Source organism: Kandleria sp. (assembly GCF_017934775.1).
Classification (GTDB): Bacteria; Bacillota_I; Bacilli_A; order Erysipelotrichales; family Coprobacillaceae; genus Kandleria; species Kandleria vitulina.
Genome location: NZ_JAGBIX010000006.1, coordinates 1 through 25,842 on the forward strand (window position 1 = coordinate 1; position 25,842 = coordinate 25,842).

Genomic DNA, 25,842 nt, shown 5'->3' on the forward strand with positions numbered 1-25,842 from the left:
ATTGTTCTTGTAATTAGGTGTATTTGTATTGTTATTTTTCATAGCCTAATTATATCAAAAAAGGTGGCATTCCTCATCACTTATGAGGATGCCACCATTTTTTATTTGAGTGCTGTATTTATTTCGTTACAGCCTCTTTTCTAATTACAATTATTCTTTTCCTCAATCACAATCTTTTCTGGCATAATCCACCAGCATGTTATGATTGCGATAATGACAAAAGAAACAAGTGGATAAAAACCACCAAATAGTGATGCTAAAAGATAGACTAGTAAACTGATTGCATTTCTTTTACTTAATTTGAAGTGTTCACCATTTTCATGAATTATAAAATAGTATAAAAGATGAAAAGCAACACTCGCCAGCAACATATCTGTGAAGTAAATAGAAACTGGTGCTAATGATGTTGGATAGGTACCTACCCAAGCAGTCGCAAATGGTATAAAAGACATGACGAATAGCCAGATTATATTACACCAGAGAATCTTGATATTGATTCTTCTTGCTTTTCTAAAAATCTGATGATGATTAACCCAGTAGATCGCAATAAAAATAAAACTAAGCATATAAGCAGATAATGTGGGTCCTAGTGCAATAAAATCGCTAAAACGATCACTTACTGGCTGTTTCATTTCTAATATCATGATAGTAATAATAATTGCTAAAACACCATCGCTAAATGCTTCTAATCTATTCTTCTCCATAACCGTTCCATCCTCTTTATTTCAATTATAGCTAATATTATTTAGTAATAAAAAGAAAAAGCATAGTTGATTTAAAATCAACTATGCCCAGTTTACTATTCACATTCTTTTTTTGCTTGTAAGGCAAGTGCCAATGAACCACATAAGCCTGCGTTATCTCCGAGTTCAGGCCAGACAATATAATCTTCTGCCTGTAATTCTTCTTTTTGAATATAGCCATTTAAGAATTGATTCATATACTTGGAAATCATTGGGAAAAGATGACTTTGATGCATAACTCCTCCACCTAAAATGATTTTCTGTGGTGAAAGAGTTAATACGATGTTTGCAAGTGCCTGTCCAATATAATAAGCCTCTAAATCCCATGCAGGATGACCAAGTGGTAATTCTTTTGCGGACTGTCCCCACCTTTCTTCAATTGCAGGACCTGCTGCTAATCCTTCGAAGCATGTACCATGATATGGACATTTACCTTTATAAGAATCATCTTCTCGTACGATTAATTTCATATGTCCCATTTCAGGATGTAATAGTCCATGAAGAAGATGTCCTTCAACATAGGCACCTCCACCTATTCCTGTACCAATTGTGTAATAGACAGCATTTTTCAATCCTTTTGCAGAACCAAAGTAAACTTCTCCAAGACATGCACCATTTACGTCGGTATCAAAACCAATTGGCATATCAGGAAAAGCATCAGTTAATGCACCAACTACATTACTCTGTGCCCATCCTGGCTTAGGAGTAGTTGTTACATAACCATATGTTTTACTATTTCTATCAGGGTCAATAGGACCAAAGCAACCAAATCCAATAGCTTCTACTTCATGTTCTTTAAAATAATCAATACATTTTTGCATTGTTTCTTCAGGTGAAGTTGTTGGAAAACTTACACGATCAAATACTTCTCCATGTTCATTTCCTACTCCCACAACAAATTTAGTTCCTCCACCTTCAATAGCTCCTAATTTCATTTTTTCCTCCTTACTCTGTTTCTACATAAACAGTAATAAATTGACAATGTGATAATGTTTTAATTGGAATGCGGCTAGATTCAAAAGATATATCTTCTACTTTTTGTTCTTTTAAATCTGTATAGTATGCATTAACAACTTTTTTATTAAAATGTAAAACGTCGCTTACATCTTCATGATATTGCCCATTAAACAATCTAATAATATATCCATTTCTTTCTTCAGCTTTTTTTATTGCACTTACAATAAGTTTATTCTCAGTAGTAAATAATGAAAACTCTTTTTCTTCTTGTCCCTCTTTTTCCATTTCAGAGAAAATTAATCGTCCATTCAAAAATTCAGCATACTCCTTAGCAATAACTGGAGTATTATATTCTTTTGCATAATTGGCAATAAGTGAATTATTAAATGATTGACTAAATGACATAAATCCAAAACTAAAATCTAAAGGTTTTAATAGTTCAGCATCAGGTGTTTCAATTATTCGTTCCCCACTTGCACGACCTGGTCTATAAATAAGATTTTCTTTTCCCATAAAAGAATAAGTTCTAAATAATGTCAATCGTAAAGCGTGATTATCAATCACTTCATATTCACGAACTCCTTGAGGGAATAAAGCAATTCCTCTATTATCTTTATTTAAACTCACAAAACTTTGTGTTGGTTCAATAGAAATAGGTGGTTCCTGCCATGCAATATTATTTTGTTGGAAATTTACAGGAATATTCGCATTAACCTCTTCTTTACTCTGTTCAGATTTCTTTAAAGCCTCATTGTATAACTTCATTTCATTTTCATGAACATTCTCTCTTTCTATTGTACCAAATTGTTCATCTGCAAGGTTGGTTTTTGTAATAAGATCAGCATCAAAAGTTACACATAGTCGATGTGATTTTCCAATATTATCAACATGGACATAAAAATCAATTATTCTTGATTCTTTTGTTAATCTGACAACCATTTGAATTGGTAATTGTAGCGATCTCATTCCCTTCGCTCTTTCTTCTAAATCACTAGGAATAGGCAAACTATATTCAATAATCATCTCACTATACAACGAAGATGCTTTCGCCTCATAAGAGCTCATATGATTATATGATGTAGTAATAAGATCCTGATGTGCAGGTGAATAATTAAAAGAATCTCCTCCATCACCATTCTCTTCAAAGATAGCCTGATTTTTATACACATGATTATTTTTCTTATCTGTAATTGTTAATGATCCATCTGCTTCAACATTAATTTTATAATATTCATTTTCAATAACATCTGTTTTTCTTAATTTCTGATGACTTGTTTTATCAAAAGCTAATGAATACTGTACATATCCCATTGCAGGAAGATCTTTTGCCTCAATAGCAATTGTTGCCTCTAAAACAGTATGAGGAACATAGAATTGTTTACTTGGATCAAGCTTAATAGTCTGAGCTAAAACATAATCTGTTAGATCACGAGAAGAAACAATCGTGTAATCTATCACCTGACCATTAGGATCTATTAAAGCAAAATCTTCACCTGGAAGATAAAGCTTAGCAAGTACCGTCTCATTTCTAGTAAATGGTAGTGTATTAAATAGAGTTATTGTCATATCATCATTATTCTTGATATTTGTAGCTATTAACCTAGTATGAAGTTCAACAAGATTAACAGCAATATCTCTTGCTTGCTTATAGCGTACATAGACATCTTCATTAGCTGTATCTGAAATACATGATCCAATTGAATCATGAGCAGCATTTTCAAATAATAGTTTCCATAATTCTTCCATTGCCCCATGAGGATATTCGTTTCCTAATGAGTAAGACATACTTAATAATGGTTCTAACACATTGGTTACATAATTTTGAATCTGTGTATTCATTATTTTCAAATCACTTCTTGAAGAATAGATTGATTTATGAATACGCATATGTTTTGCGATCAGCAACTCTCCTTTTACTTCTTCAAGATCAGGGTGACTTGCCTTTACATCATTAATATAATCTTCTACACAACTGATAACATATTCATTATTCGGATCTGCTTTTCTTTGTCTTTCAATCAGGTCAGGAAGATTTTTTCTAATTGGTGCCTGATCAAAGCCATTTGGAAAATAGATATTATTTGTAGCTCCTGTACCAGCTTTCTTAAAGCATTCTTCTTCCCAAAACTTATTGGCATCATCCTTGTCTTCTGGAATATTTCCTCCAATATAGTATCCGTATGGAATTTGTGTTACAAAAACTTGTGAACCATCATCACCAATCCAATTATAATCAGTGTGTTTAACCATATCATTAGAGACACCTCTCCAAAATAAAGTATCTTTTATACCGAATTGATTATAAATTTGTGGCATATTTCCTGATTGACCAAATGAATCAGGTACATATCCAACGTTCATATATGGTCCGTACTTTTCACAAGTCTTCATGCCATAGTACATATTTCGTACTATTGACTCTGCTGAAATTAACATTTGATCTGTTTGTGTATACCAAGGACCAATAATAAGTCTATGTGCTTTAACTAATTTACGAATACGTTCACTATCCTTAGGAACCCATTTTAAATAATCATCCAACAAGGATCCTTGTGCATCTAGCATATAATATTTAAATTTAGGATCTTTTTCTAATGTATCTAATATATCTTTTAAATTATTCATTAAATAAACTTTAGAACGTGATGTTGTAAAATACCATTCTCTATCCCAATGAGAATGTGGAATAACATGTACTTTTTTCATATGAACCTCCTAAAAACAATAGGAAGAGTTTCCTCTTCCTATAAGTACTTATTCAAATGAGATATCGATATCTTCTTCTGATAATGTTTCTTCTTCATTTTCAGTATCAACATTGAAGTCAACAACCATAGGAGCAACAATGGCAATAAATAATGCACCTACAAGCATACCTACAAGATAAGCCCATCCATTTGAAATTGTAATGAATCCATAAATTCCACCAACAGGAGGAATACTAGCTTTTGCTCCAAGCAAGCATGTAACAGCTGCACCTAAAGCACCGCCAATCATATTGATAGGAATAAGACGAGAAGCTTTTACCAAAGTAAATGGAATGGCACCTTCAGTAATTCCAATAAATCCCATAACCCAGTTACCTTTTCCTGCATCTTTAAAACTGTTAGAGAAACGATCTTTTCTAATTAATGTAGAAATAGCATAAGCTAATGGAGGAATACAGATTGCACAGTTAATATAAACATTTGGCTGATAAATATGTTCAGTTAATAACACGTTACCTGCCATCCATGCAGACTTATTGATAGGGCCACCCATATCAGATGCAATCATTGCACCTAATACTAATGCAAGTACAAGCTGTGATGTTCCAGATTGACTCATAGCTTTTAACCAGTCTACTAAAGCTGTATTAATAGCTGACAATGGTGTTGCAAGGATAGCACCCATTACAACTGCAACAACTCCAGTAGCAAAGAATGGCAAGATAACAAGCGGCATCATCTGTTGCATTGAATCAGGCAACTTAATATGTTCTTTACACCATTTAACAGTATAACCTGCTAAGAATGCTGCAATAACAGCACCTAAGAATCCAGCTTTAGTACTAGTAGCAATAGCACCACCAATAAAACCAGCACCAATTGCAGGTTTATCAGCAATAGAATAAGCAACAAAACCAGCAAGAACAGTATTAACTAATCCAATACCAGTCCAACCAACTTGATTAATTAAATATAATGTATGAAAGAATCCTGTCTTTTCAGCATATGGATCTAAAGACTGAACTCCACAGAATAATGCAATAATAAGTGGGATTGCGACAATTAATGAAGCACCAATAATCAATGGCAACATGTAACCAATACCAGTCATTAAATGACCTTTTGCTTCAGAAAAAAACTTTTTCATTTTTTAAACTCTCCTTTTTATATTATTTTCGACTATTTAATGTATAATGAGAGTGCGTATTCCATTATACGTTAGTAACCTTACTGGCCAGAGTGAGGTTATTTTTTTTCTTTAACAGCTTTTGCACACTTCTTAAGCACAGCTTCTGGTGCCTTAATGCATGTTGTAATATTTACACGAATGATTGGTTTTCCTTCAAAACGATCCATTTCCTGAATCTTTTGATCCGATGCAATTAAGACAAAGTCAGCAGCTTGCGCTTCTTCTTTCGTAATCTTGTTGATCTGTCCCATTGAGCCTTGTTGCTCCATTTTTACATCAAATCCAATTTTCTTTCCTGCTTTTTCCAACGCTTTTGCTGCCATAGGTGTATGTGCTAATCCCGCTGGACATGCAGAAACTCCAACAACTTTCATTTAATTTTCCTCCTCCATGTTCTTTAAAATATAATTCATCAACTCAGTCTTATCTTTAGATGACTTTACTGTTTCTTTAAAATCATCTTCCAATAATGCTGTTGCAAGTGAAGAAATCATCTTCAGATGCAAATTACCTGCACTTTCTTCAGGAACAAGCAATGCGAAAATATATTTAACTGGTTGATCATCCATTGTCACCCAGTCAATATCTCTTTTATTACGTAAGAACATCACAGTTGCTTTTTTGACATTCTTTGTTCTTGCATGAGGAATAGCAAAGCCATCTTGTAGACCAGTTGAGAACTCTTCTTCTCGATCTAAAAAATCTTGATATAAAACATCTTCATCATCTGCAACAGCTAATGCTTTTGCTTTTTTACAAATAAATTTTAAGATGCTATCTTTATCTACTTCATCAACATCCAAGAAAATTGTTTGTTCATTTAGCATATTGTTCATGCTCGCACCTCCCTTTGACACTTCTAAGTATAGTTAACATCTTTTCCCTTCTCAATCCATTCCATTTCCACTTTAAGCGGAAATGTGTAAGCTCTTACATCTCCTATTTCCACATTTAAACGGAAATGATTTCCATTGCCATTTCAAGTTGGCATGCTAATATATCATTATTAATAAGTTGATTTTATTGGAGGAACACTATGTTCAATTACAAGAGACTTGATGACATTTTTAACTACATCCGTAATAATGAATTCACAACTGCGAGTAAACTCTCATTACTTTTAAAAGTATCTGAAAGAACTATTAGAACTGATATCAATAATCTCAACGACAATCTTATTGGAGCCTCTATAAAATTAAAACGACGCTCTGGTTATTATGTTGAAATACATGATTTAGATGCATACAACAAATTCATTGCTAGTTTTAAAGAAAGCAGTTCAAAAGATAAAGAATTAGATTCCAGCCAGGATCGTGTAAAATACATTTTATCGATTTTGCTATATAGTCATGACTATATTTCTATCGACGATCTCGCAGATTCAGTTTTTGTAGCTAAAAACACACTTTCAAACTACATTAAAACCATTAAAAAAATACTCCCAGTTTATAATTTGGAGTATATCGTAAAGCCAGGAATAGGCATTAAAATTATCGGAAATGAATCTAACAAAAGAGAATGTATTATCAATGAAATTTATTCTCAAGATCATTTATCAATGATACTCTCTACAAGTGAGAAAACATTCTTTAATGATATAGACCTACATAATATTGGGCACATCATTATTAATATCTTCAACAAATACAAAATTGAAACAGATGATTTTAAACTAAATAATTTATCCTTACATTTCGCTTTAATGATTTCAAGAATCCTTAATGATGACTACATAAGTCTTACTAATTCAGTTGAAATTCCCGAGGAAATATACACGATCACAAGTGAAATATGTCAATCTATTGAAGAATATTTTGGTATCACAATTACCAACGGTGAGAAAAATTACATTGCATTACGTGTTCTCGCTAACATAAAATACCAAGATCAATCTATCAATAATGCAAAAATCAAATCACTTGTACAAGATATAGTCGAAACCATCTATTCAAATTATCGTTTTGATCTAAGAAATGATTCCGTTCTAAAAAATGATCTTTTTAATCATTTAAAAACATCAATGAGCATGATGGAACTCAATATAGAAAATAGGAATCCCTTATTAAACACAATAAAAACAAATTATCCTTTACCTTTTGAAATCGCAAAAACTGTATTCAAGCAGATTGATACTCTTGAATTCACCGATGATGAACTTGGATATATCGCCTTACATATCGGTGCATCAATTGAAAGATGCTTTTCAGGATCACTGAAAAAGAAATATGTTTATCTTGTATGCGGATCTGGACAAGCCACTACAAGAATGCTTGAAGCACGCCTAAATAATGTATTCGGAGATAAAATCTTCATTGTTTCTAGATTGTCCTATCATGAATTTATAACACTTAAAAATGAAGATTTTAACGGTATTGATTTCGTTATCTCTACAATACCGCTCGAGTCCACATATAGCCCAACAATTACTGTAGACTTTTCACTTCCTCAAAACGATATTGAGACTGTGTCTCATTTTATTGCTTCAATCAACCAAGGGAAATCAAAAAAGATTCAGAAATTCTTTTCTCCATCACTTTTTATACATGAATCTACTTCTATATCTAAAAATAAATTATTAGAAAAAATGAATAACATGCTTATACAAGAAGGGATTGTTGATGAAAACTTCTTAACAAGTGTATATGAACGAGAAAATCTATCCAATACCAATATGAATGAAGTTTTCGCTCTCCCTCATCCTTTAGATGTCATTGCTCTAAAAACAAAAGTTGCTGTGGCCATACTAGATAAACCTATTATTTGGAACAAAGATGAAACAATCAAAATTGTCTTTCTTCTAGCCATTAAAAAAGGTGATACTACTGACATGGAACATCTCTACGATTTATTCATTGAAGTTGTAAATAACCCCAAATTACAGCAGGGCATTATTCATTCATTGACTTACAATCAATTCATAGAAACACTAGATGAATATATAAATTAAAATGCCAAATGGAATAACTCCATTTGGCATTCTTCATAATACATTCCAAAATTGATTTTCAAATTGAGCACACTTCACAAAAATATCGCAAAGAATTTCTGCTTGATCTGTATCAAGAAATCTCGTCATCTCATTAATAAGATCAATCCAATCCTGATTAGCATCAATATATGATCCCGTAGAATAAGCATCAAACCAGTCCTTATAGAGTGAATGTTCATTATTCCCATAAAGTTTCCATGCCTTCTCGCTAACATAGGCATATCCCCATGAACATTGAAGAAGCGCAATAACGCCTCCTAACATAGTATGTTCTTCAATGACTGATTTAATGTAAGAAATATAATCTTTAATGACCGGTTTAATCTTACAATTACAAATCTCTTTTTGAGTAATACCTACTCTATTCATATAAGGAACATGTACAGAATATGTTTCATGCATCGTTTCATTGATCATCTTATCTAAATGATTAGACAAGTTCTCATGTACACACATATTCTTTAGTTTCTTTAAAATATCCAAATAATCTAATAAATAGAAATAATCTTGCATCAAGTAGTTTTTAAAACGATCTATATCTAAGACACCTTTAGCCATTTGAACAATAAAATCATTTTTTACTTCATTATCCCAAAGCGCTGATACTCTCTTAAAAAGAAGATCAGTAAACTTTAAATTATCACTTCTTCGCAATGATTGCGACATATCCACCACTCTTATACCCTTCCTGAACATCTTCAACTTCTTCATTAGTATACAATGGATTGCGAATTAATGTTTGTAAATATTGAAAATCATTAAAATTAATGCTTTTTAGCACATCAATTTTCTTTTCAGTAGAATGCCATACTCCCGATGAAGCTAACGCTAATGGATAAGGTAAAGCTGGCATTACACCATTAAGATAATCATGATCATATGTATTTAAGCTTTTTCCAAGAAGATACACACTTTCTTTAGGTACATCAAGAAGAATGAGCTTTCCATTCTTCTTTAATGCCTGTCTACATTTCTTATAAGTAGGAAGATCTACATCTTCAATAAGACCATATTTGATCACATTGACTCCCCTTTTTTTCGCAATCTCTCCCATATCTTTTGAAGGTTCAATACCTTCAATATGACGAGAATCAATATAGCTTTCAAATAAGCCACTACCACATCCTACTGAGAGGATTCTCTTGTTTTCAATATCACCTAATGCTTTCTTGAATAGTTTTAATTCACTCATAAATAAGTTTTCATTCTTCATGAACCATTCATCATACTTTTTATCATATCCATCAAATTTCTGTATCATCTTTATTCACTTCAAATAGTACATAATTATGAGCCAATGGCCCACTTCCTTTTCCTAGATCAAGCTGTGCTTCTAATGCTTTAGAAATATAGTCTTTAGCATGTTTGACTGCCTCATCTAAGCTTTCTTCTCTAGCTAAAAATGAGGCAATAGCACTGGATAATGTACACCCTGTTCCATGTGTGTTGTTATTGTTAATTCTCTTCCCCTTAAACCATATATAACTACCATCACGATAAAGAAGATCATTTGCATCATTAATTTGATGCCCTCCTTTACAAAGCACATTACAGCCATATTTCTCATAGATGATTCTTGCTGCTGTAATCATATCTTCTTCATTGTTAATCTTAATATCAGATAAAACTTCAGCTTCAGGAATATTAGGTGTAATTACTGTGGCAACAGGTAATAACTCCTTTTTTAATGTTTCAATTGCATCATCACTAATAAGCTTAGCTCCACTTGTAGCGACCATTACTGGATCTACTACTATGTTTTTAGCATGATATTTCTTTAATGAGTTTACAATCGTATGAATCAGTTCACTTGATGAAACCATTCCTGTCTTAACAGCATCAGGATAAATATCAGTAAAGACTGCATCCAACTCTAAAGAAAGAAATTCTGGTGTGGCCTCCATAATTCCACTTACCCCCGTTGTATTTTGTGCAGTCAATGCTGTTATGGCAGACATAGCATATACACCATTCATAGTCATCGTCTTTAAATCTGCCTGAATGCCGGCGCCTCCACTAGAATCACTTCCAGCGATTGTTAATGCTTTTTTCATGATTATTCCTTCTTTCTTCGCATTTATTTTATAAAGTGATAGGAAGTGGTGCCCCCAACTTGCCGCTTTTAAAAGCTGAGTAATCTTTCAGATAATAATCAGCCATCATTTTTAATTCATACTGGTTCTTTTCTCCATATTGATCAAAGACAGCTATCACAATATAGCCAGCTTCCCTCGCTGTCTTTAATGCATAAAGAGAATCTTCAAAAACCAATGTTTCTTCTTGTAAAACATGAAGATAACGTGTAGCTTCATCATAAATATCTGAAGAATGCTTGCTTTTTCCTATTTCACTTGTCGTAAATATTTTTTCAAAATATTCATATAGACCATTTCTTCTTAAAGCTTTTTCAACTTGAACACTATCACTGCTTGTAGCTGCTACAATCTTGATACCTTGTTTCTTAATAAATGCTAAAAGCTCTTTAGCACCATCTTTTTCATGAACTTCATTAACATAGAAGTTCTCAATCATATTCTTGATATCTTCTACAATCTCAACACTGCTTTTTTCTACATGATAATGTTCACTAAGATACCTTGCTCCTTCTTCCATACTCATAGAAAACAAGATATCATTAAGACCTTTTTCAGCTTCTATCCCTATAGAACTTAAATAACGTTTTCCTAGATCATTCCACATTTCCATTGAATCTAGAATCACACCATCAATATCAAAAATAGCTCCCTTAATCATAAAGTGCCTTTCTTGTTTCTTTCTTAAGATCAATAGCTGCTTGTTTAATATCTTCTTTACCAAAGATAGCACTAATGACCGCAATACCGACAATACCGCTGCCAGAAAGCTTATGGACATTTTCTTTACTAATACCACCAATCGCAATGACGGGGATAGATACCGCCTCACATATCTCTTTTAATATTTCAAAAGAAACATCTGATGCATCATCTTTTGAACTTGTAGGAAATACAGCACCTACTCCTAAATAATCAGCACCACCTTTTTCAGCACATAATGCCTCTTCAACACTTGAAGCAGATACCCCAATGATTTTTTCTTCTCCTAAAATACGACGTACATCTTCTACGTTCATATCATCTTGTCCAACATGTACACCATCCGCATTTATTTTTTTGGCAATATCCACGTTATCATTAATCACAAAGGGCACATGATACGCTTCACATAATGACTTAATCTCTTTAGCTTCTAATAGAAACGTCTCTTCATCTAAAGTCTTTTCTCTTAATTGAATAAAGGTAACTCCACCATCTAGACTTTCTTTCACATCATCATAAAGGCGTCTTCCATTTAACCAATGACGATCCGTTACCCCATAAAGCAATAATTCATCGTACATCGTATTTAGCTCCTTTATTTAAAGTCTCTTCATCCATATTAAAGATGGCATCAATAATACGATTACGATATGTCGCATTACCATCTCCATCTTGCATATGATTCCAGGCTATTTCACCAGCTAATCCCATCATACAAACTGAAGCAGCTGCTGCTTCTAAAGGATTCTTATTGGCGATAAGAAATGCGGTCATCATACCTGATAACTGACATCCTGTACCGGTAATTCTGCTCATTTCTTTACGACCATTTCTTATGACAAAACATCTTTCTTCATCACTTACTAGATCAATGGCACCGGTAATCGCAATAATAGCACCTGTCTTTTTTGCAAATGATTTTACAAATAATATAGCTTCATCAAGATTGTCTTCTGTAATGACATCGGCTATGTCTGCATCGACACCCTTGGTCGTTCCACTTCCCAGTGCCAATGTCTTAATTTCTGAAATATTTCCTCTGATTACATCGAATTTGATTTCTTTCAATAAATTCAACGCCGTGTTGGTACGCAGTGCGGAAGCACCAGCACCAACTGGATCTAATAAAACGACATGATGTAATTCATTAGATTTCTTTCCTGCAAGAAACATTGATTGAATGCTTCTTTTGTTTAATGTACCAATGTTGATATTAAGGCCACCACAGATGGATGTAATATCTTCTACCTCTTCAGCTTCATCAGCCATAATCGGACTAGCACCACATGCAAGCAATACATTGGCAACATCATTTACTGTGACATAATTGGTAATGTTATGGACTAGTGGTACATTCTTTCTGACCTTGTTTAAATTTTCCCCCAGCATCTTTTTTCTCCTTATTCTTCCAACAAAAAAGCAGATATACCAACTCTGATATATCTGCTTATACGCAAAAAAACTCTCGCACAATGATATCCCTACGTTGGCATTATCCAAATCAGGTTATGGGTCCGAGCTCTTGTTACTCTCGTTCTCAGCCTGCCTTACAAGCTCCCCTGTTGTTGGTAATAGACTATCATCATATTGAAAATTATGCAAACGTTTTCTTAATAAAAAAGAGCATCCAAGGATGCTCTTTACATTAATCATTAATATTCTTCATTGCAGGGAATAAGATAACTTCTCTGATAGTATCCTGACCAGTCAATAACATAACTAATCTATCAATTCCCATACCCATTCCACCTGTTGGTGGCATACCATATTCTAAGGCTTCTACATAATCCATATCCATTTCGTTGGCTTCATCGTTACCAAGTTCTCTTTCTTTTAACTGGTTAGCGAATCTTTCATACTGATCAATTGGATCATTTAATTCAGTAAATGCATTTGCATATTCATTACCACAAATGAATAATTCGAATCTCTGAGTGAAACGAGGATCTTCTAGGTTCTTCTTAGCTAATGGAGAAATTTCAATTGGATGACCATATACGAATGTTGGTTCTACAATAGTTTCTTCTACATACTTTTCAAAGAATGCATTGATGATATGACCATAAGCGAAATGTGGTTCAACTTCAATTTCATGTTCTTCTGCTAACTTTTTAGCATCTTCAAATGACATATGTTCATTGAAATCAATACCAGTCTTTTCCTTAATTGCATCAGTCATAGAGATTCTCTTGAATCCTGGTGCTAATGAAATCTTGTGTCCTTTATATTCAATATCATAAGTACCATTTACAGTCATAGCTGCATTGGCAATGATACCTTCAGTTAAGTCCATCATACCTTCTAGATCAGAGAATGCTTTATAGACTTCAATTGTAGTAAATTCAGGGTTATGAGTTCTATCCATACCTTCATTTCTGAATAATCTACCAATTTCATAAACAGCATCCATACCACCGACAATTAATCTCTTAAGATTTAATTCAGTCGCAATTCTTAAATAGAAATCTGAATCTAACGCATTAAAATGTGTTACGAATGGTTTAGCTGCTGCCCCACCAAGAATGTTATTCATGATTGGTGTTTCAACTTCTACGAAATGTTTAGAATCTAAGTAGTTCTGGATAGATCTAATGATCTTAGGTCTAGTGAAAGCAACTTTTCTTGCTTCTTCATTCATGATTAAGTCTACATATCTTCTTCTAAAACGTTCTTCAGTATCAGTTAAACCATGGAACTTTTCAGGTAAAGGTCTTAATGCTTTAGATAAATGAGTATATTCATCAACACGGACAGTTAATTCACCCATGTCAGTTACCATTAATTCCCCTTTAACACCAATGATGTCTCCAAGATCTCCACGTTTAACGATTTCATAGATCTCTTCTCCAACAACATCTTTTCTTACATAAAGCTGAATGCTGCCATCACGATCTAATAGATCCATGAAACATACTTTCCCTTTACGTCTTCTTCTAATGATACGTCCTGCAATCTGTACAGAGACTTTCTTTTCTTCTAGTTCTTCTTTAGTGCATGAACCATATTCTCTTCTAATATCTGATGTATATGTTTCTACATCATACTTCTGTCCAAATGGATCAATACCTAAGTTTGCTAATTCTTCTAGTTTCTGTCTACGTACCTGTTCTTGCTGAGTGAACTTTCTCTTTTCTGCCATGTGTTTCTCCTTTCAATATAAAAACTCCCGTCCAAAGGGACGAGAGCATCGTGGTACCACCCTAATTCACTGTATTGCTACAGCCTCTTAGACCTTAACGCGGTCACACGTTATCTTATCAATCTTTATATCCAAGATACGGCTCCTAGTCTTTATTCATTTTACCTTTACTATCTCTTTACACCATCCAGAGACTCTCTTTAAGCAAGTATAAAACTACTCTTCTATTCATCGCCTTTGCGTGTCACATTATATCTATTTTATACTGTATTTGTCAAGTTTTTTACTTATCATTCAAGATAGAATAATAAACCAGATCACAGTAGCTTCCATCTTCTTTCACAATCGCATCTCGAGATGTCCCCTCATATACAAAATCAAGATGTTCTAGAACCTTCCTTGAAGCTTCATTTTCTTTCTCAAAAGAAGCATATATTTTATGCATTCCTACTTCTTCAAATAGAAATCTCACCACTTCTTTTCCTGCTTCACTCGCCAATCCATTATTCCAATATCTACTTGAAATACCATATCCCAATTCAATACTGCTATTAAAGAGATTAAAATTAAAACCTGAGATAGTCCCAATGATTTCATCATGATAGACTATCACCCATCCAAAGAAGAAAGGATCATCATATTTATCAATATTCCATTTTATAAACTCTTTAGTATCCTCATAACTGCTATAAGGATTCCATGTAATATACTTATTAATTTTTTTATCACTACCATAGTTTTCATAGAATGGCTTTATATCTTCTTCTTTAAAACGTCTTAATACCAATCTCTTTGTAAAAAGAGATTTTGTCCCTAATTCTTTCATATATCCCCTTTTGCTAATTCATCAAGTATAACTTCAAACAATAGTGTTCCCACTAAATTAAACATCAGTCTAGATCTAAGTTTTTCATGTTTCTTTATTGTATCATACACGTAAATAACACCATCACTAAGCTGTGATAAATACGTGTTGCCTAAACTTGTAATAGAAAGAATCCTTGTACCGTTCTGTTTTGCTGCATAGACAGACTGATTGACTTCTTCTGTTCTTCCTCCTAAAGAAAATACAATGATAACATCTTCTTTTGTAGAAATATCCGCAATACGTTTAATGCTGTAATGTTCAAAGTAATCATTGGACCACAAGTTCACGAGTTTTAATTTTCTATTAAAGTCACTCATGGCCATATAGCTTGAACCTACCCCAATACAGAAGATTCTTCTGGCATTAATAATCTGCTGGGCAAAAAAATGAAAGTCTTCTTCTGAAAGAATAGATAATGTCTGATTAAATTCTAATGTTAACTGTCCCTTTAACTCCTCAAAAGAAGATTGTGTTTTTTGTCCCTGATATTTTGACAATTCCTTAGATAAACGTAGATCATATCTTAGATCATTGAAAGTATGATACCCCAGCTTCTTGCATGCTCTTACTATCGTAGATGATGAAAGATAAAGATCTGCACTCATCTTTTTTAATGTTAATGTATCAAGATTTTCCTGTTTCATGAGATAATCAATGACTTCCTGTTCATTTAAGGATAGTTTTTCATAATGATTTTTTAACTGTTCTAAAAACATAATTCCTCCTCAGTCATTTTTTACCCTTCAAGAAAAAAATATTTAACTGCGTAAGAATATTCCAAAACCCTTTATTCAAATAATAGTTTGATAGAATATGAATGTCAAATTCAGAAAGGAAAAATATGTTTGTAGAAAGGGGTTTTTTATTTATGAAGAAAAATAAATTCATATCTGCGTTTGAACAATTTGGACGTTCTTTCCTCTTGCCAGTATCTGTACTTCCTGGTGCTGGTATCATCAAAGGAATTGGAACTGCGTTCACAAACTCTAACACTCTGGAAATGTTTCCGGTTTTAAACAATGCTATTTTCCAGTTTGTCATGAAGTTCTTGATTGCCTTGGGAGATGCTGCTTTTGATAATCTTCCAGTCATCTTTGCGGTTGGTGTAGCTGTAGGTCTTGCTAAACGTGAAAAAGGATCTGCTGCTTTATCTGGTTTACTAGGATTCTTAGTTATGCATAATATTCTTAACTTCCTATTAAGTGCCAGCGGCAAGCTTGTAGATACTACCGGAATGGAATCTACACAGGCAAAATTAGCTTTAGCCAATGCCATGCAGACAAAAGTGCTTGGTATTCAGACAATGGACTTAAGTGTCTTTGGTGGTATTATTGTTGGTATTACCGTCTACTTTGTCCATAAATGGGCAGTTAAACAGGAATTGCCTGCAGTCATCGGTTTCTTTAGTGGACCACGTTTTGTCCCTATTGCCACAATGCTTTGCATGTCAGTCGTTTCTGTTGTAATCTTCTTTGTATGGCCTATCGTTCAGACAGGCATCAGTATCATGTCAGTTGCGATCTTAAAATCTGGTCCAGTGGGTACTTTCCTATATGGTCTAGTTGAAAGAGCCTTATTGCCATTTGGTTTACATCATGGATTAAACTGGCCAGTTCGTACAACTGAACTTGGTGGCTCATGGATTATCAATGGTGAACATGTCGTAGGAACAGTCAGTGCCTACCTTGCTTCTCTTGCAGATCCTAAGATTACTGCTATTGATCCAACAATCACTCGTTTCAATGGTGGTAAGTTTGTTTACTTCATGTTCGGTCTTTCTGGTGCAGCTTATGCAATGTATAAATGTGCTGATCCTGAAAAGAGAAAGATTGCTGGATCATTATTATTCTCAGCAGCTGCTACTTCATTCTTGACTGGTATTACTGAACCAATCGAATTTACATTCTTGTTTGTAGCACCTGCTTTATATGCAGTGCATGCAGTATTGGCAGGTTCTGCTTTACTGGTAATGCATCTACTTGGTGCTGGGGTAGCTACTCCTACGGGACACGGCTTTATCAATCTTGTCATATACGGTGTTCTTCAAGGAGCTAAGACCCACTGGTGGCTTGTCTTTATTGTTGGAATACCTTACTTCTTCATCTACTATTTCGTCTTCAAGTTTATGATTTTAAAATTCAACTTCAAGACACCTGGTCGTGAAGATAGCGGTGAAGTTCACCTTGCCTCTAAGAAAGAAGCACGTGAAAAGATTGGGGTTCAGATCCAGCAGGTTGGAACTGATGAACCTCAGGAAGTGAAATCATCTTATCCACCAATTGATTTCTCTAAGCTTTCTAAAGAAGAAAAGACTCATGAACTTGCTTTACGTCTCATTGAAGCTCATGGTGGTCCAAGTAACATCACTGATGTCAATGCCTGCATCACTCGTCTTCGTATTGATGTAAAAGATAAATCAGTTGTCGATAAAAATACCATTACATCTCAGCTTGAAGCCATGGGATTTGCGGAAAATGGAATGCAGATGCAATCCATCTATGGAGCTTACGCCAATGTTCTTAAGATGGAAATTCAGGAAATCTTAGGCATTGGAGAATAATAATGTCACAAAAGATACTATGCGTTACTGATCTTGATGGTACCTTTATCAAGGATTCAATCAGGATCAGTGATGAAGATCTTCAAGCCTATCGTAAGCTAAAAACCTTCAGTGATTTCTCTATTGCGACAGGTCGTTCCATTAAAGAAATCGACTATATTACCCACAATAAGGTTTCCTCGAATCACTTCATTGCCTTCAATGGAGCGCTAATTGAAAATCAGAACCATAATATTCTCTTTAAGAAATGTATCCCACCCGTCACCGTTAAAAAAATACTTCATTTCTTAAAACAAGAAAAGCTGATCTTTGATGCCCTTGATGGCAATGAACGCATTGGCAACTTCCATCATGAACATCCAGAACGTCTTTGGAATATGGAACTTAAGACTCCTGCTGATCCTTTCCACGCATTAGAACATCTTTCAATCTACAAGTTCAATGTTAGACCTGAAAGAGCACAAACATCCACTTATGTAAAAAAACTTAAAGATACTCTCCCTGAATGCGAAGTGTATCAATCAGGAGGAACACGAATTGAGATTACAGCGAAGAATGTTTCAAAAGGCGAAGCCTTAAAACATATTTCAAGAGACTATGATCTCATCATAGCCATCGGCGATTCTGGAAATGACATCTCCATGTTTGAAGAAGCCTCCCTCTCTTTCTGCATGTCCCATGCTCCAGAAAATGTAAAGGTTCATGCCACATATGTCGTTGATAGTTTTAATGAAGCTGTTGATCACATTTATGAGCTATTAGCACAATCTAGAAAATGTGCTCATACTCCCTTACCTATCTTATAAAAGCAAAGGCTCCAAGAGGAGCCTTTACTTATTTTTGTAGATTGTTTATATTATAAATAAAGGAGAGGTTTTCATGAAGAAATTATTCGCATTATGCCTTGTCTTTTCTCTTCTTCTTGTAGGATGCAGACGTACTAATGACATTCATGTATCCACTAACAAGACAACTGTTAAGAAAGCGAAGAGAAAGACAGCTACCAAGAAAAAAACAACTACTAAGAAAAGTGCTTCTACGAAGAAAAGTACAAAAAAGAAAACTATTAAGAAAAAGACTGTGGTGAAAAAGAGTACAAATGCTAATTACTATATCTGCATTGATGCTGGACATCAAGCGAAAGGAAACAATTCTCTTGAACCAGTAGGTCCAGGATCTAGTACGAAGAAACCTAAAGTTTCTTCTGGTACATCTGGAGTGGCTACGAAAAAAAGTGAAGCAAAACTTAATCTAGAAGTTGCTTTAAAGCTACAAAAGGAACTTGTAAAACGTGGATACAAGGTGCTGATGATTCGTACTACACAGAATGTCGATATTTCTAATGCACAAAGAGCCATCAAAGCCAATAATGCAAAAGTTGATGCAACTATACGTCTTCACGCTGATGGATCTACCAATCGCAATATGCACGGATTCTCAATCCTTCAGCCAGGATATAATAATCGTTATATGAATAAGCAGATCATTACAAAATCACGTCAGCTTTCAGCATGTGTAAACAAAGCTTTTGCCTCTGCCACAAATGCGAAAAATAACGGTCTCTCAACGCGAAATGATATGACTGGGTTCAACTGGTCCAAGGTTCCAGTTACACTCGTAGAAATGGGATTTATGAGCAATCCAAGTGAAGATCGTCTATTAAGCACAGAAAGCTACCAGAATAAAATGGTACAAGGCATCGCTAATGGACTAGATAACTACTTTAAAAAAGTGTGAGTACTCTCACACTTTTTTAGTAGTCAAAAATTGTCATTTGTTTATCAATAAATGATTCCTGCTTAGCTTCTCTTATATGATCACTCTTTTTAATATGACCTACTAGAATAGGCGACTTAGGATCATGATGTCGCATGTTTCTTTTTACTTGCATCATATCATCATTTGCGTAACAGTATAGACAGCCATGTCCACAAGTATTATAGGAACCAATATCATTGCCAAGAATGCATCGACACCCTTCTCTTGCATTGTCCAATCCTGTTGGCCAATGCAAGTGTAGACCTGTAAAATGTTCCATTTCTTCTTTAGTAGAACATCCTGATACATCAATATTGTAGTCGATTAGAAAATCATCATTCTCAAGACATGTACGAAGACGTACATGATAGCGGTCCGCTATACTCTTGAATGCTTTCGCAATCTTTTTCTTATCGCTTAAAGAAACTTCCTGTACCCCTGGAAAGTTTCTTACTGTTTTTTTATATAGATCAATGTAGCTAAAGATACATTGATCTATATAAGGAGAAAGTCTTTTACACATTTCTTCGAAGATGTGAATATGATAATCCACTGTATATTTCTCACTGATGAAGATGGGATCATAACGCCAAGCGATAGCTTGTTTCCCTACTTTCGACGAAAGAACTTTAATTGCATCTATGATGCGATTTTTATTAGGAACATGGGGTTCTATCTCTTTTCCATAGGGAGTAATGGTGACTTGCCAGACGGTATGGTAAACATCGAGTTCATCAAGATACTTTAACATTGGGATAGGATTCTTCGTGCAAAATTGGATGATATCTACCACTTTAGGAGAAAGTGAGTACTTTGTCACTAGTTCAGGATAATAGGGGTTTCTTGTATAGACAAACCCTTCACGTATACGATTCATAAACCATTCAGAATAATATCCAGGAATATCTGTTCTATTTCCAGTATTTAGTATCATGCTTCCTCCTTCTAAAAAAAGAATCAGGCTATGATTCTTTTTTTTCATATTCTAATAAGTATGTTTCATATTCTTGAAGAATATCTTCTAATTCTTTATATGTTTCAATCTTAGTCAAGGCATTCTTGATATGTGCACTTGAATGTAGACCTTTGATATACCATGGCGCATGTCCACGCATTTCTCTCATCGCATTGCGCTCTCCCATCTGGACTACAAGTCTTTTCGCATGATCTTTGCATAATGCAAATTTCTGGTGATAATCTGGATCACCACGATCTTCACCTGTTTCAAGATAATCAATCATACGCTGAATAAGCCATGGGTTACCAAGGACTGCACGTCCTACCATCACTGCATCACAGCCTGTTTCTTCTAACATTCTTTTGGCATCCTCTGGTGTTCTTACATCACCATTTCCCATTACTGGGATATTCACTGCATCTTTAACTTGTTTAATATAAGACCAGTCTGCCTGTCCTTCATAGAACTGTGAACGTGTTCTACCATGTACTGCCAAGGCGCTTGCGCCTGCTTTTTCCATCATTTTCGCAAATTCAACACAGTTGATATGTTCTTTATCAAAGCCTATTCTCATTTTAACAGTAACAGGAATATTCACGGCTTCTACAACTGCCTTAACAATATTATAAGCACGCTCAGGATCTCTAAGAAGATCACTTCCCGCATGTGCTTTTAATACCTTATTTACAGGACATCCCATATTGATATCGATGATATCACAATCAGAATGTTGCTCTACAAACTTGGCAGCTTTAACCATTGATTCAACTTCTCCACCAAATATTTGAATAGAGATGGGATGTTCATCTTCATCCACTTTTAACATATCAATTGTTTTCTGATTGCCATAACACAACGCCTTGTCACTTACCATCTCTGATACAACAAGACCTGCGCCAAATTCTTTTACTAATTTACGATAAGCCAGATTAGTAATCCCTGCCATTGGGGCAAGAACGATCTGGTGTTCTATTTCTACATCTTTTATTTTCCACATAATAATTCACCATTGTGACTATATCATATTTCTACATGAAAAGACAAATAATCAGTCTTATTGATACAATTCTCAGTTTCTGTCCTACCATTTTATTATATTTACTTGTACTATAATCGTAGATAGGAGGTCTATATTATGAAACAAGAAGAGATTGGTAAATTTATTGCCCAATGTAGAAAAGAAAAGAACTTAACACAAGCACAGTTAGCTGAACAATTAGGTGTTACAAATAAATCAATATCGAGATGGGAAAACGGAAAGACCATGATGGATCTATCTCTTTATGAACCATTATGTAAAATATTGGATATACAGGTATCCGAATTACTTTATGCCAAAAGATTAACTACAGAAGAGAAGACAAGACAGGGTGAACAATCCGCCTTACAAATTCTTGCGACTAAGAAACAATTCGAAACACTTAATATTTTCACACAGATTTTAGTAGCAGCTGGAATCCTTATTACGATTTCATTTACCAATAAATATGGTGTTAAACTCATTGATAAAATCATAATACTTTGTAGCGATATTTTGTATAGAGTTTAAATTAGTTTTAAGAATCTTCATTTTTGTAAATAATTAACAAATTAGATGATAAGTAACATTTTAATTAAAAATATTTATTTTATATTGATATATAAACATATATTTTACATTGTATCTGTTTTTTTGTTTCTTTTAAAGAAATACTTGTAATAACTATATAGATTGTTAATATAAACATATGAATATTCACTTAGATTCGCATGCGCAATTAATTCAAAAAATTTAGAAGGAAATTATGAAAAGAAACAAATTAGTAGTATTTAGTTTTATTTTTGTTCTTACTTTATTACTTTCTGCTCAAACTACTTCTGCTGCATCATTTAGAACTGCATCTGCTTATCGTACTTATAAATCAATTGTAGGACTCAAAGTATTTACTATTGGAGTTAGAGGAGATTACAAGGTTTCTAAGAAAAAAATTGTAAACTGGACAAATGCAAGAGCTGTTAATTCAACACATTATATTGGTTGGAGTTGTAAGAAAAAATCTGCTAAATGGGTACACAAAGGTGCAAAATCTTCTAAACTTCGTAATAATTCACATTTCTACTATGGACTAAACACTCAGTGGGTCAAACTAAATATCCAAAGTTATGATATTGAACTTAATAAAACTGTAAAACCATAATTGATTCATATTCTCTATATTATATCTTTTACTAATAAGTTTAAATAATGAAAAAAGGATATAGTTGTTAGAAAAATAACTATATCCTTTTTTAAATTTTTTAAGGAGGATGTTGTGAAAGAACACTATATTATTGAATCGCATAATTTAAAGAAAAGCTTTAAAGATAAGGTTGCTCTTGAAAATATCAATATTAAAATTCATGAAGGTGAATTTTGTGGAATATTTGGTAAAAATGGAGCAGGAAAATCTACATTGTTTAGGATTATTTTAGGTCTTATTGCTTCATCTGAAGGGAAAATTGAAATCAATGGCAATCCATCAATTGGGTATATGCCTGAGAATATAGCACTTTATGATCATTTAAGTGTACATGATAATATTCAGGTTACTGCTTTAAGCGCAGGAAATGAAGTATCAGAAGAAAAAATAAAGGAAATTCTTGAAAAAGTTAATCTTCCCTCACGTACACGAGCTAAAAATCTTTCATTAGGAATGAAAAGAAGATTACAGTTGGCAATGGCTACAATGTGTAAACCTGTTGATCTATTGATTCTAGATGAACCAACTAATGGGATGGATGTGAATAGTGTTCTATGGCTTAAGGATTTTCTATTACAAATGAAAAAGAAAGGCATTACTATTTTAGTATGTAGTCATTCTCTTAATGTTCTAGAAACACTTATTGATCACTACTATATTCTTGTAGATGGTCATATTGTCAAAGATGAAGACTGGAAAAGTGAACTTCATAATGAATATATTCTTACTTTTTATGAAGATATTAATGAAAAAGATTTGTCTCTTATTGAAAGTCATTTTTCTATTATTAAACAAGAAGATCATAAACTTACAGTTTACTCTGATAAGAAGCTATTAGATATTTCTCGATTTATTATTGAGAATAATCTTCCTGTAGAAGATATAGATAAAGAACATGAAAGTCTTGAAGATATCTTCTTAGAAAGTGTGATTGAACATGATTAAGCTATTAAAAGCTGAGCATATAAAGCAGAAACATGACCGAATTATTATAGGGTTATCTGTGGCCGTTTTGATTTTATTATCATTTATGATTATTTGGTCTACCTGTTTAGCAGATAGTGAATCTCATCAGGTTTTACTTGAGGAAAGTGGAAAAGCTGGACTATATGGTTTATTCTTTTTTGTTACAGTATTAAGAAGAGTTTTTTGTCTCATCTATGGCTATCATGTTATTGATATAGAATTTATTAACAATAGACAAGAATTCTTTATTAAGAATACAGGGAGAATAAGAATAATAATAGGAAAGATTATATTAGGGATGATCTTACTTTTAATCATATCATTCTTATCTTTTATTATTCCTTTTATGATATCATTAATCATTTTCCATCAATTCTCGTTGGATATAGCTCTCGCTCTTCATCAAATAGTATTTGTCTGGCTTATATCTATTGGTAGTATGTTACTAGGAATGCTGCTAAGATTTATTCTTAATGATTTTTTATTATTCACAGTCATCATCTCTATGCTAGAATTTTTCTCAAACTTTTTTCCACATCAGATTATTGATTTTTGGACAAGATGTGATGGTATCTTCTATCTTTCTCAAGCGCTTATGCCTCTAACAAATCAATTAAGGCATTTAAAGAACTACCAAATCAAATTTCCTAATTCATTTCAGTTTAAAACAGGATTATGCATATGGCTTATTATTCTTACAATAATGATTATGGTGATTATTAATATCATAAAAAGAAAGGAAATTACAAATGAATAAAAAAGTATTATATACAGTTATCAGTGTTATATTAATTGCCACAGTTGCTTTTATGATGGGAAAACAAAAACTTGTATCATCCAATGAATCTAATGAAACAATCGAATATAGCGATAAAAACGGAGAATATATCAGTTCTATTAATTCAACTTTAGATTATAGTGATAAGGGAACTTATACACAGACGTTTAAGATTCAGGAAGGTCACAGTAAATCTTTAAGTATTGCTAATAATACTTTAAATAAAGATTTTGAACTTCTATTAGAAAATAAAAATGGAAAAATTCTTTTTTCGAAGATAATCAAAAAGAAAGAAACAAGTTCTTTTGATCAGAAATATAAACAAGGTGAATATGTATTAAAATATAAACTTGTAAAAGACACAAAAGGGACAGTGGAGATTCAGATCAATGACTAAAGAAGAGAAAGCAAGTTTACTTGTTTTAATACGTAATAAGTACAATCTTTATTTGATTATAGGTACATTTATCCTATTAGGTTATGAGCTCTTTAATGATACACCAAGTCTAATGATTATTACCCCTGGTGGGTACTACTCATTTATTGCTATGATTATATGTTTTATTGTAGGAATATTTATTCCCATACTAACAGGTGCTTTTATGGGTGGCTATGAAAGAAGTACAGGTATGCTTGATTATAAACTTGTTGCACAGTCATTAAAAACATGGATAAAAACGCAGTTTACTGCAATGATCAAGTTTTTCATAGCAATACTACTATTCATGTCTTTATTAGGCGCATTTCTTGATCTCATAAATAATAGCAGTACAGGTTTTTATTTATACTATTCCATTCCTAGATTCTTAATTATTCTTTTTATATGGATATTCTGGGGAACCTTATCTTTTCTGATATCATTGCTGTTGAGAAGTCCTGCAATGAGTTTTATTATCTGTTCCGCCTATTTCTATATAGAACAATATCTCTATTTTCCATCAGGAATATTATGGAATCAAAAAAGTATTCTCCACGTTATTTTTAATGAAGATAATCTTCCTTACGGTATAGTACAATCATCTTTTCATTCTTTCTCTTCAAGTCTAATCTACCTGTCAGTATTGCTTGTTACCATTATAGCCATAATCATCTTCTATCTAAAAAATGCCTATCCTAATAAATAAATTTCCGAATATGAAAATAATGTATGCGTTTTCTTTTCAGGTACTATAATGTAGCTATGAGGAGACTTAATTGAGATACGACCACACC

The 25,842-nt window shown here is 33.3% G+C and carries 27 protein-coding genes, 1 riboswitch and 1 other annotated feature; of the genes, 10 read left to right on the forward strand and 17 right to left on the reverse strand.

Annotated features, from left to right (window positions below):
* Positions 1-140 precede the first annotated feature (140 nt).
* The 6 genes from J6L95_RS01350 to J6L95_RS01375 form a co-directional block, all read right to left on the reverse strand.
* Complete coding sequence (locus tag J6L95_RS01350) at positions 141-704, reverse strand: TMEM175 family protein (protein WP_287457819.1); 564 nt, start codon at positions 702-704, stop codon at positions 141-143.
* A 95-nt stretch (positions 705-799) separates the two neighbouring features.
* The gene (locus tag J6L95_RS01355; RefSeq protein ID WP_287457820.1) at positions 800-1,678 is read right to left on the reverse strand and encodes an ROK family protein; all 879 of its coding nucleotides are present in this window, start codon (positions 1,676-1,678) and stop codon (positions 800-802) included.
* Between the two features lie 10 nt (positions 1,679-1,688).
* Complete coding sequence (gene mngB / locus J6L95_RS01360) at positions 1,689-4,406, reverse strand: mannosylglycerate hydrolase (protein ID WP_287457821.1); 2,718 nt, start codon at positions 4,404-4,406, stop codon at positions 1,689-1,691.
* Between the two features lie 48 nt (positions 4,407-4,454).
* Entirely contained in the window at positions 4,455-5,555 is a 1,101-nt protein-coding gene (locus tag J6L95_RS01365; RefSeq protein ID WP_107318464.1) for a PTS fructose transporter subunit IIC, read from the reverse strand.
* A gap of 98 nt (positions 5,556-5,653) precedes the next feature.
* Entirely contained in the window at positions 5,654-5,971 is a 318-nt protein-coding gene (locus J6L95_RS01370) for a PTS fructose transporter subunit IIB (RefSeq protein WP_074624441.1), read from the reverse strand.
* A complete protein-coding gene (locus J6L95_RS01375) occupies positions 5,972-6,433 on the reverse strand; it encodes a PTS sugar transporter subunit IIA (protein ID WP_238586047.1) in 462 nt (153 codons plus the stop codon). It abuts the gene before it with no gap.
* Positions 6,434-6,633: 200 nt separating this feature from the next.
* On the opposite strand from J6L95_RS01375, the gene J6L95_RS01380 reads away from it, so the two are divergent.
* Entirely contained in the window at positions 6,634-8,544 is a 1,911-nt protein-coding gene (locus J6L95_RS01380; protein ID WP_287457827.1) for a BglG family transcription antiterminator, read from the forward strand.
* A 33-nt stretch (positions 8,545-8,577) separates the two neighbouring features.
* Here the strand turns inward: J6L95_RS01380 and J6L95_RS01385 are convergent, their stop codons facing one another.
* The 9 genes from J6L95_RS01385 to J6L95_RS01425 all read right to left on the reverse strand — a co-directional run bounded on the left by J6L95_RS01385 (position 8,578) and on the right by J6L95_RS01425 (position 16,107).
* Positions 8,578-9,252 carry a TenA family protein gene (locus J6L95_RS01385; RefSeq protein WP_287457829.1) on the reverse strand — a complete coding sequence of 225 codons (675 nt, stop codon included), beginning with the start codon at positions 9,250-9,252 and terminating at the stop codon, positions 8,578-8,580.
* On the reverse strand, positions 9,227-9,847 hold the full coding sequence (locus J6L95_RS01390) for a class I SAM-dependent methyltransferase (protein WP_287457831.1): 621 nt from the start codon (positions 9,845-9,847) through the stop codon (positions 9,227-9,229). Before J6L95_RS01390 ends, J6L95_RS01385 begins: the two co-directional genes overlap by 26 nt.
* Positions 9,831-10,640 carry a bifunctional hydroxymethylpyrimidine kinase/phosphomethylpyrimidine kinase gene (gene thiD, locus J6L95_RS01395; protein ID WP_287457833.1) on the reverse strand — a complete coding sequence of 270 codons (810 nt, stop codon included), beginning with the start codon at positions 10,638-10,640 and terminating at the stop codon, positions 9,831-9,833. Before thiD ends, J6L95_RS01390 begins: the two co-directional genes overlap by 17 nt.
* Positions 10,641-10,668: 28 nt before the next feature.
* Positions 10,669-11,340 carry an HAD family hydrolase gene (locus J6L95_RS01400; RefSeq protein ID WP_287457835.1) on the reverse strand — a complete coding sequence of 224 codons (672 nt, stop codon included), beginning with the start codon at positions 11,338-11,340 and terminating at the stop codon, positions 10,669-10,671.
* A complete protein-coding gene (thiE, locus tag J6L95_RS01405; protein ID WP_287457836.1) occupies positions 11,333-11,965 on the reverse strand; it encodes a thiamine phosphate synthase in 633 nt (210 codons plus the stop codon). The genes J6L95_RS01400 and thiE overlap by 8 nt, the downstream gene beginning before the upstream one ends.
* Positions 11,955-12,773, reverse strand: a complete 819-nt coding sequence (gene thiM, locus J6L95_RS01410) for a hydroxyethylthiazole kinase (RefSeq protein WP_287457837.1) — start codon at positions 12,771-12,773, stop codon at positions 11,955-11,957. Before thiM ends, thiE begins: the two co-directional genes overlap by 11 nt.
* A 71-nt stretch (positions 12,774-12,844) precedes the next feature.
* Positions 12,845-12,955, reverse strand: a riboswitch (TPP riboswitch).
* A gap of 74 nt (positions 12,956-13,029) precedes the next feature.
* Complete coding sequence (gene lysS / locus J6L95_RS01415) at positions 13,030-14,523, reverse strand: lysine--tRNA ligase (protein ID WP_074689102.1); 1,494 nt, start codon at positions 14,521-14,523, stop codon at positions 13,030-13,032.
* Between the two features lie 32 nt (positions 14,524-14,555).
* Positions 14,556-14,764: a binding site (T-box leader), on the reverse strand.
* Positions 14,765-14,806: 42 nt separating this feature from the next.
* Positions 14,807-15,349 (reverse strand): GNAT family N-acetyltransferase, encoded by a 543-nt coding sequence (locus tag J6L95_RS01420; RefSeq protein WP_074689100.1) that lies wholly within the window; start codon positions 15,347-15,349, stop codon positions 14,807-14,809.
* Entirely contained in the window at positions 15,346-16,107 is a 762-nt protein-coding gene (locus J6L95_RS01425) for a MurR/RpiR family transcriptional regulator (protein WP_074624428.1), read from the reverse strand. Before J6L95_RS01425 ends, J6L95_RS01420 begins: the two co-directional genes overlap by 4 nt.
* A 152-nt stretch (positions 16,108-16,259) precedes the next feature.
* Between J6L95_RS01425 and J6L95_RS01430 the strand changes: the two genes are divergently transcribed.
* The 3 genes from J6L95_RS01430 to J6L95_RS01440 all read left to right on the forward strand — a co-directional run bounded on the left by J6L95_RS01430 (position 16,260) and on the right by J6L95_RS01440 (position 19,688).
* Positions 16,260-17,951: a PTS transporter subunit EIIC gene (locus J6L95_RS01430; RefSeq protein WP_074686045.1), complete on the forward strand. Its 1,692-nt coding sequence runs from the start codon at positions 16,260-16,262 to the stop codon at positions 17,949-17,951.
* A 2-nt stretch (positions 17,952-17,953) separates the two neighbouring features.
* Positions 17,954-18,757 (forward strand): HAD family hydrolase, encoded by an 804-nt coding sequence (locus tag J6L95_RS01435; RefSeq protein WP_287457841.1) that lies wholly within the window; start codon positions 17,954-17,956, stop codon positions 18,755-18,757.
* Between the two features lie 73 nt (positions 18,758-18,830).
* Entirely contained in the window at positions 18,831-19,688 is an 858-nt protein-coding gene (locus J6L95_RS01440; protein WP_287457843.1) for an N-acetylmuramoyl-L-alanine amidase family protein, read from the forward strand.
* Between the two features lie 16 nt (positions 19,689-19,704).
* On the opposite strand, the gene J6L95_RS01445 is transcribed toward J6L95_RS01440, so the two are convergent.
* Positions 19,705-20,643 carry a DUF1848 domain-containing protein gene (locus tag J6L95_RS01445; protein ID WP_287457844.1) on the reverse strand — a complete coding sequence of 313 codons (939 nt, stop codon included), beginning with the start codon at positions 20,641-20,643 and terminating at the stop codon, positions 19,705-19,707.
* A gap of 28 nt (positions 20,644-20,671) precedes the next feature.
* Positions 20,672-21,664, reverse strand: a complete 993-nt coding sequence (dusB, locus tag J6L95_RS01450; RefSeq protein ID WP_287457846.1) for a tRNA dihydrouridine synthase DusB — start codon at positions 21,662-21,664, stop codon at positions 20,672-20,674.
* Positions 21,665-21,802: 138 nt separating this feature from the next.
* Here dusB and J6L95_RS01455 point away from each other — a divergent pair, with 138 nt between their 5' ends.
* The 6 genes from J6L95_RS01455 to J6L95_RS01480 all read left to right on the forward strand — a co-directional run bounded on the left by J6L95_RS01455 (position 21,803) and on the right by J6L95_RS01480 (position 25,754).
* Positions 21,803-22,216, forward strand: coding sequence for a helix-turn-helix domain-containing protein (locus tag J6L95_RS01455; protein ID WP_287457848.1), 414 nt, complete (start codon positions 21,803-21,805; stop codon positions 22,214-22,216).
* Positions 22,217-22,451: 235 nt separating this feature from the next.
* Entirely contained in the window at positions 22,452-22,844 is a 393-nt protein-coding gene (locus J6L95_RS01460; RefSeq protein WP_287457850.1) for a hypothetical protein, read from the forward strand.
* A 114-nt stretch (positions 22,845-22,958) separates the two neighbouring features.
* Complete coding sequence (locus tag J6L95_RS01465) at positions 22,959-23,831, forward strand: ABC transporter ATP-binding protein (protein ID WP_287457851.1); 873 nt, start codon at positions 22,959-22,961, stop codon at positions 23,829-23,831.
* The gene (locus J6L95_RS01470) at positions 23,824-24,609 is read left to right on the forward strand and encodes a hypothetical protein (protein WP_287457852.1); all 786 of its coding nucleotides are present in this window, start codon (positions 23,824-23,826) and stop codon (positions 24,607-24,609) included. Before J6L95_RS01465 ends, J6L95_RS01470 begins: the two co-directional genes overlap by 8 nt.
* Positions 24,602-25,027, forward strand: a complete 426-nt coding sequence (locus tag J6L95_RS01475) for a hypothetical protein (protein WP_287457854.1) — start codon at positions 24,602-24,604, stop codon at positions 25,025-25,027. The genes J6L95_RS01470 and J6L95_RS01475 overlap by 8 nt, the downstream gene beginning before the upstream one ends.
* Entirely contained in the window at positions 25,020-25,754 is a 735-nt protein-coding gene (locus tag J6L95_RS01480) for a hypothetical protein (protein WP_287457855.1), read from the forward strand. Before J6L95_RS01475 ends, J6L95_RS01480 begins: the two co-directional genes overlap by 8 nt.
* Positions 25,755-25,842 lie beyond the last annotated feature (88 nt).

What these genes read in the sequence shown, in the direction of transcription:
- J6L95_RS01350 (WP_287457819.1), bottom strand. Translation starts at nt 704, where the DNA reads ATGGAGAAGAATAGATTAGAAGCATTTAGCGATGGTGTTTTAGCAATT.
- J6L95_RS01355 (WP_287457820.1), bottom strand. Translation starts at nt 1,678, where the DNA reads ATGAAATTAGGAGCTATTGAAGGTGGAGGAACTAAATTTGTTGTGGGA.
- mngB (WP_287457821.1), bottom strand. Translation starts at nt 4,406, where the DNA reads ATGAAAAAAGTACATGTTATTCCACATTCTCATTGGGATAGAGAATGG.
- J6L95_RS01365 (WP_107318464.1), bottom strand. Translation starts at nt 5,555, where the DNA reads ATGAAAAAGTTTTTTTCTGAAGCAAAAGGTCATTTAATGACTGGTATT.
- J6L95_RS01370 (WP_074624441.1), bottom strand. Translation starts at nt 5,971, where the DNA reads ATGAAAGTTGTTGGAGTTTCTGCATGTCCAGCGGGATTAGCACATACA.
- J6L95_RS01375 (WP_238586047.1), bottom strand. Translation starts at nt 6,433, where the DNA reads ATGAACAATATGCTAAATGAACAAACAATTTTCTTGGATGTTGATGAA.
- J6L95_RS01380 (WP_287457827.1), top strand. Translation starts at nt 6,634, where the DNA reads ATGTTCAATTACAAGAGACTTGATGACATTTTTAACTACATCCGTAAT.
- J6L95_RS01385 (WP_287457829.1), bottom strand. Translation starts at nt 9,252, where the DNA reads ATGTCGCAATCATTGCGAAGAAGTGATAATTTAAAGTTTACTGATCTT.
- J6L95_RS01390 (WP_287457831.1), bottom strand. Translation starts at nt 9,847, where the DNA reads ATGATACAGAAATTTGATGGATATGATAAAAAGTATGATGAATGGTTC.
- thiD (WP_287457833.1), bottom strand. Translation starts at nt 10,640, where the DNA reads ATGAAAAAAGCATTAACAATCGCTGGAAGTGATTCTAGTGGAGGCGCC.
- J6L95_RS01400 (WP_287457835.1), bottom strand. Translation starts at nt 11,340, where the DNA reads ATGATTAAGGGAGCTATTTTTGATATTGATGGTGTGATTCTAGATTCA.
- thiE (WP_287457836.1), bottom strand. Translation starts at nt 11,965, where the DNA reads ATGTACGATGAATTATTGCTTTATGGGGTAACGGATCGTCATTGGTTA.
- thiM (WP_287457837.1), bottom strand. Translation starts at nt 12,773, where the DNA reads ATGCTGGGGGAAAATTTAAACAAGGTCAGAAAGAATGTACCACTAGTC.
- lysS (WP_074689102.1), bottom strand. Translation starts at nt 14,523, where the DNA reads ATGGCAGAAAAGAGAAAGTTCACTCAGCAAGAACAGGTACGTAGACAG.
- J6L95_RS01420 (WP_074689100.1), bottom strand. Translation starts at nt 15,349, where the DNA reads ATGAAAGAATTAGGGACAAAATCTCTTTTTACAAAGAGATTGGTATTA.
- J6L95_RS01425 (WP_074624428.1), bottom strand. Translation starts at nt 16,107, where the DNA reads ATGTTTTTAGAACAGTTAAAAAATCATTATGAAAAACTATCCTTAAAT.
- J6L95_RS01430 (WP_074686045.1), top strand. Translation starts at nt 16,260, where the DNA reads ATGAAGAAAAATAAATTCATATCTGCGTTTGAACAATTTGGACGTTCT.
- J6L95_RS01435 (WP_287457841.1), top strand. Translation starts at nt 17,954, where the DNA reads ATGTCACAAAAGATACTATGCGTTACTGATCTTGATGGTACCTTTATC.
- J6L95_RS01440 (WP_287457843.1), top strand. Translation starts at nt 18,831, where the DNA reads ATGAAGAAATTATTCGCATTATGCCTTGTCTTTTCTCTTCTTCTTGTA.
- J6L95_RS01445 (WP_287457844.1), bottom strand. Translation starts at nt 20,643, where the DNA reads ATGATACTAAATACTGGAAATAGAACAGATATTCCTGGATATTATTCT.
- dusB (WP_287457846.1), bottom strand. Translation starts at nt 21,664, where the DNA reads ATGTGGAAAATAAAAGATGTAGAAATAGAACACCAGATCGTTCTTGCC.
- J6L95_RS01455 (WP_287457848.1), top strand. Translation starts at nt 21,803, where the DNA reads ATGAAACAAGAAGAGATTGGTAAATTTATTGCCCAATGTAGAAAAGAA.
- J6L95_RS01460 (WP_287457850.1), top strand. Translation starts at nt 22,452, where the DNA reads ATGAAAAGAAACAAATTAGTAGTATTTAGTTTTATTTTTGTTCTTACT.
- J6L95_RS01470 (WP_287457852.1), top strand. Translation starts at nt 23,824, where the DNA reads ATGATTAAGCTATTAAAAGCTGAGCATATAAAGCAGAAACATGACCGA.
- J6L95_RS01475 (WP_287457854.1), top strand. Translation starts at nt 24,602, where the DNA reads ATGAATAAAAAAGTATTATATACAGTTATCAGTGTTATATTAATTGCC.
- J6L95_RS01480 (WP_287457855.1), top strand. Translation starts at nt 25,020, where the DNA reads ATGACTAAAGAAGAGAAAGCAAGTTTACTTGTTTTAATACGTAATAAG.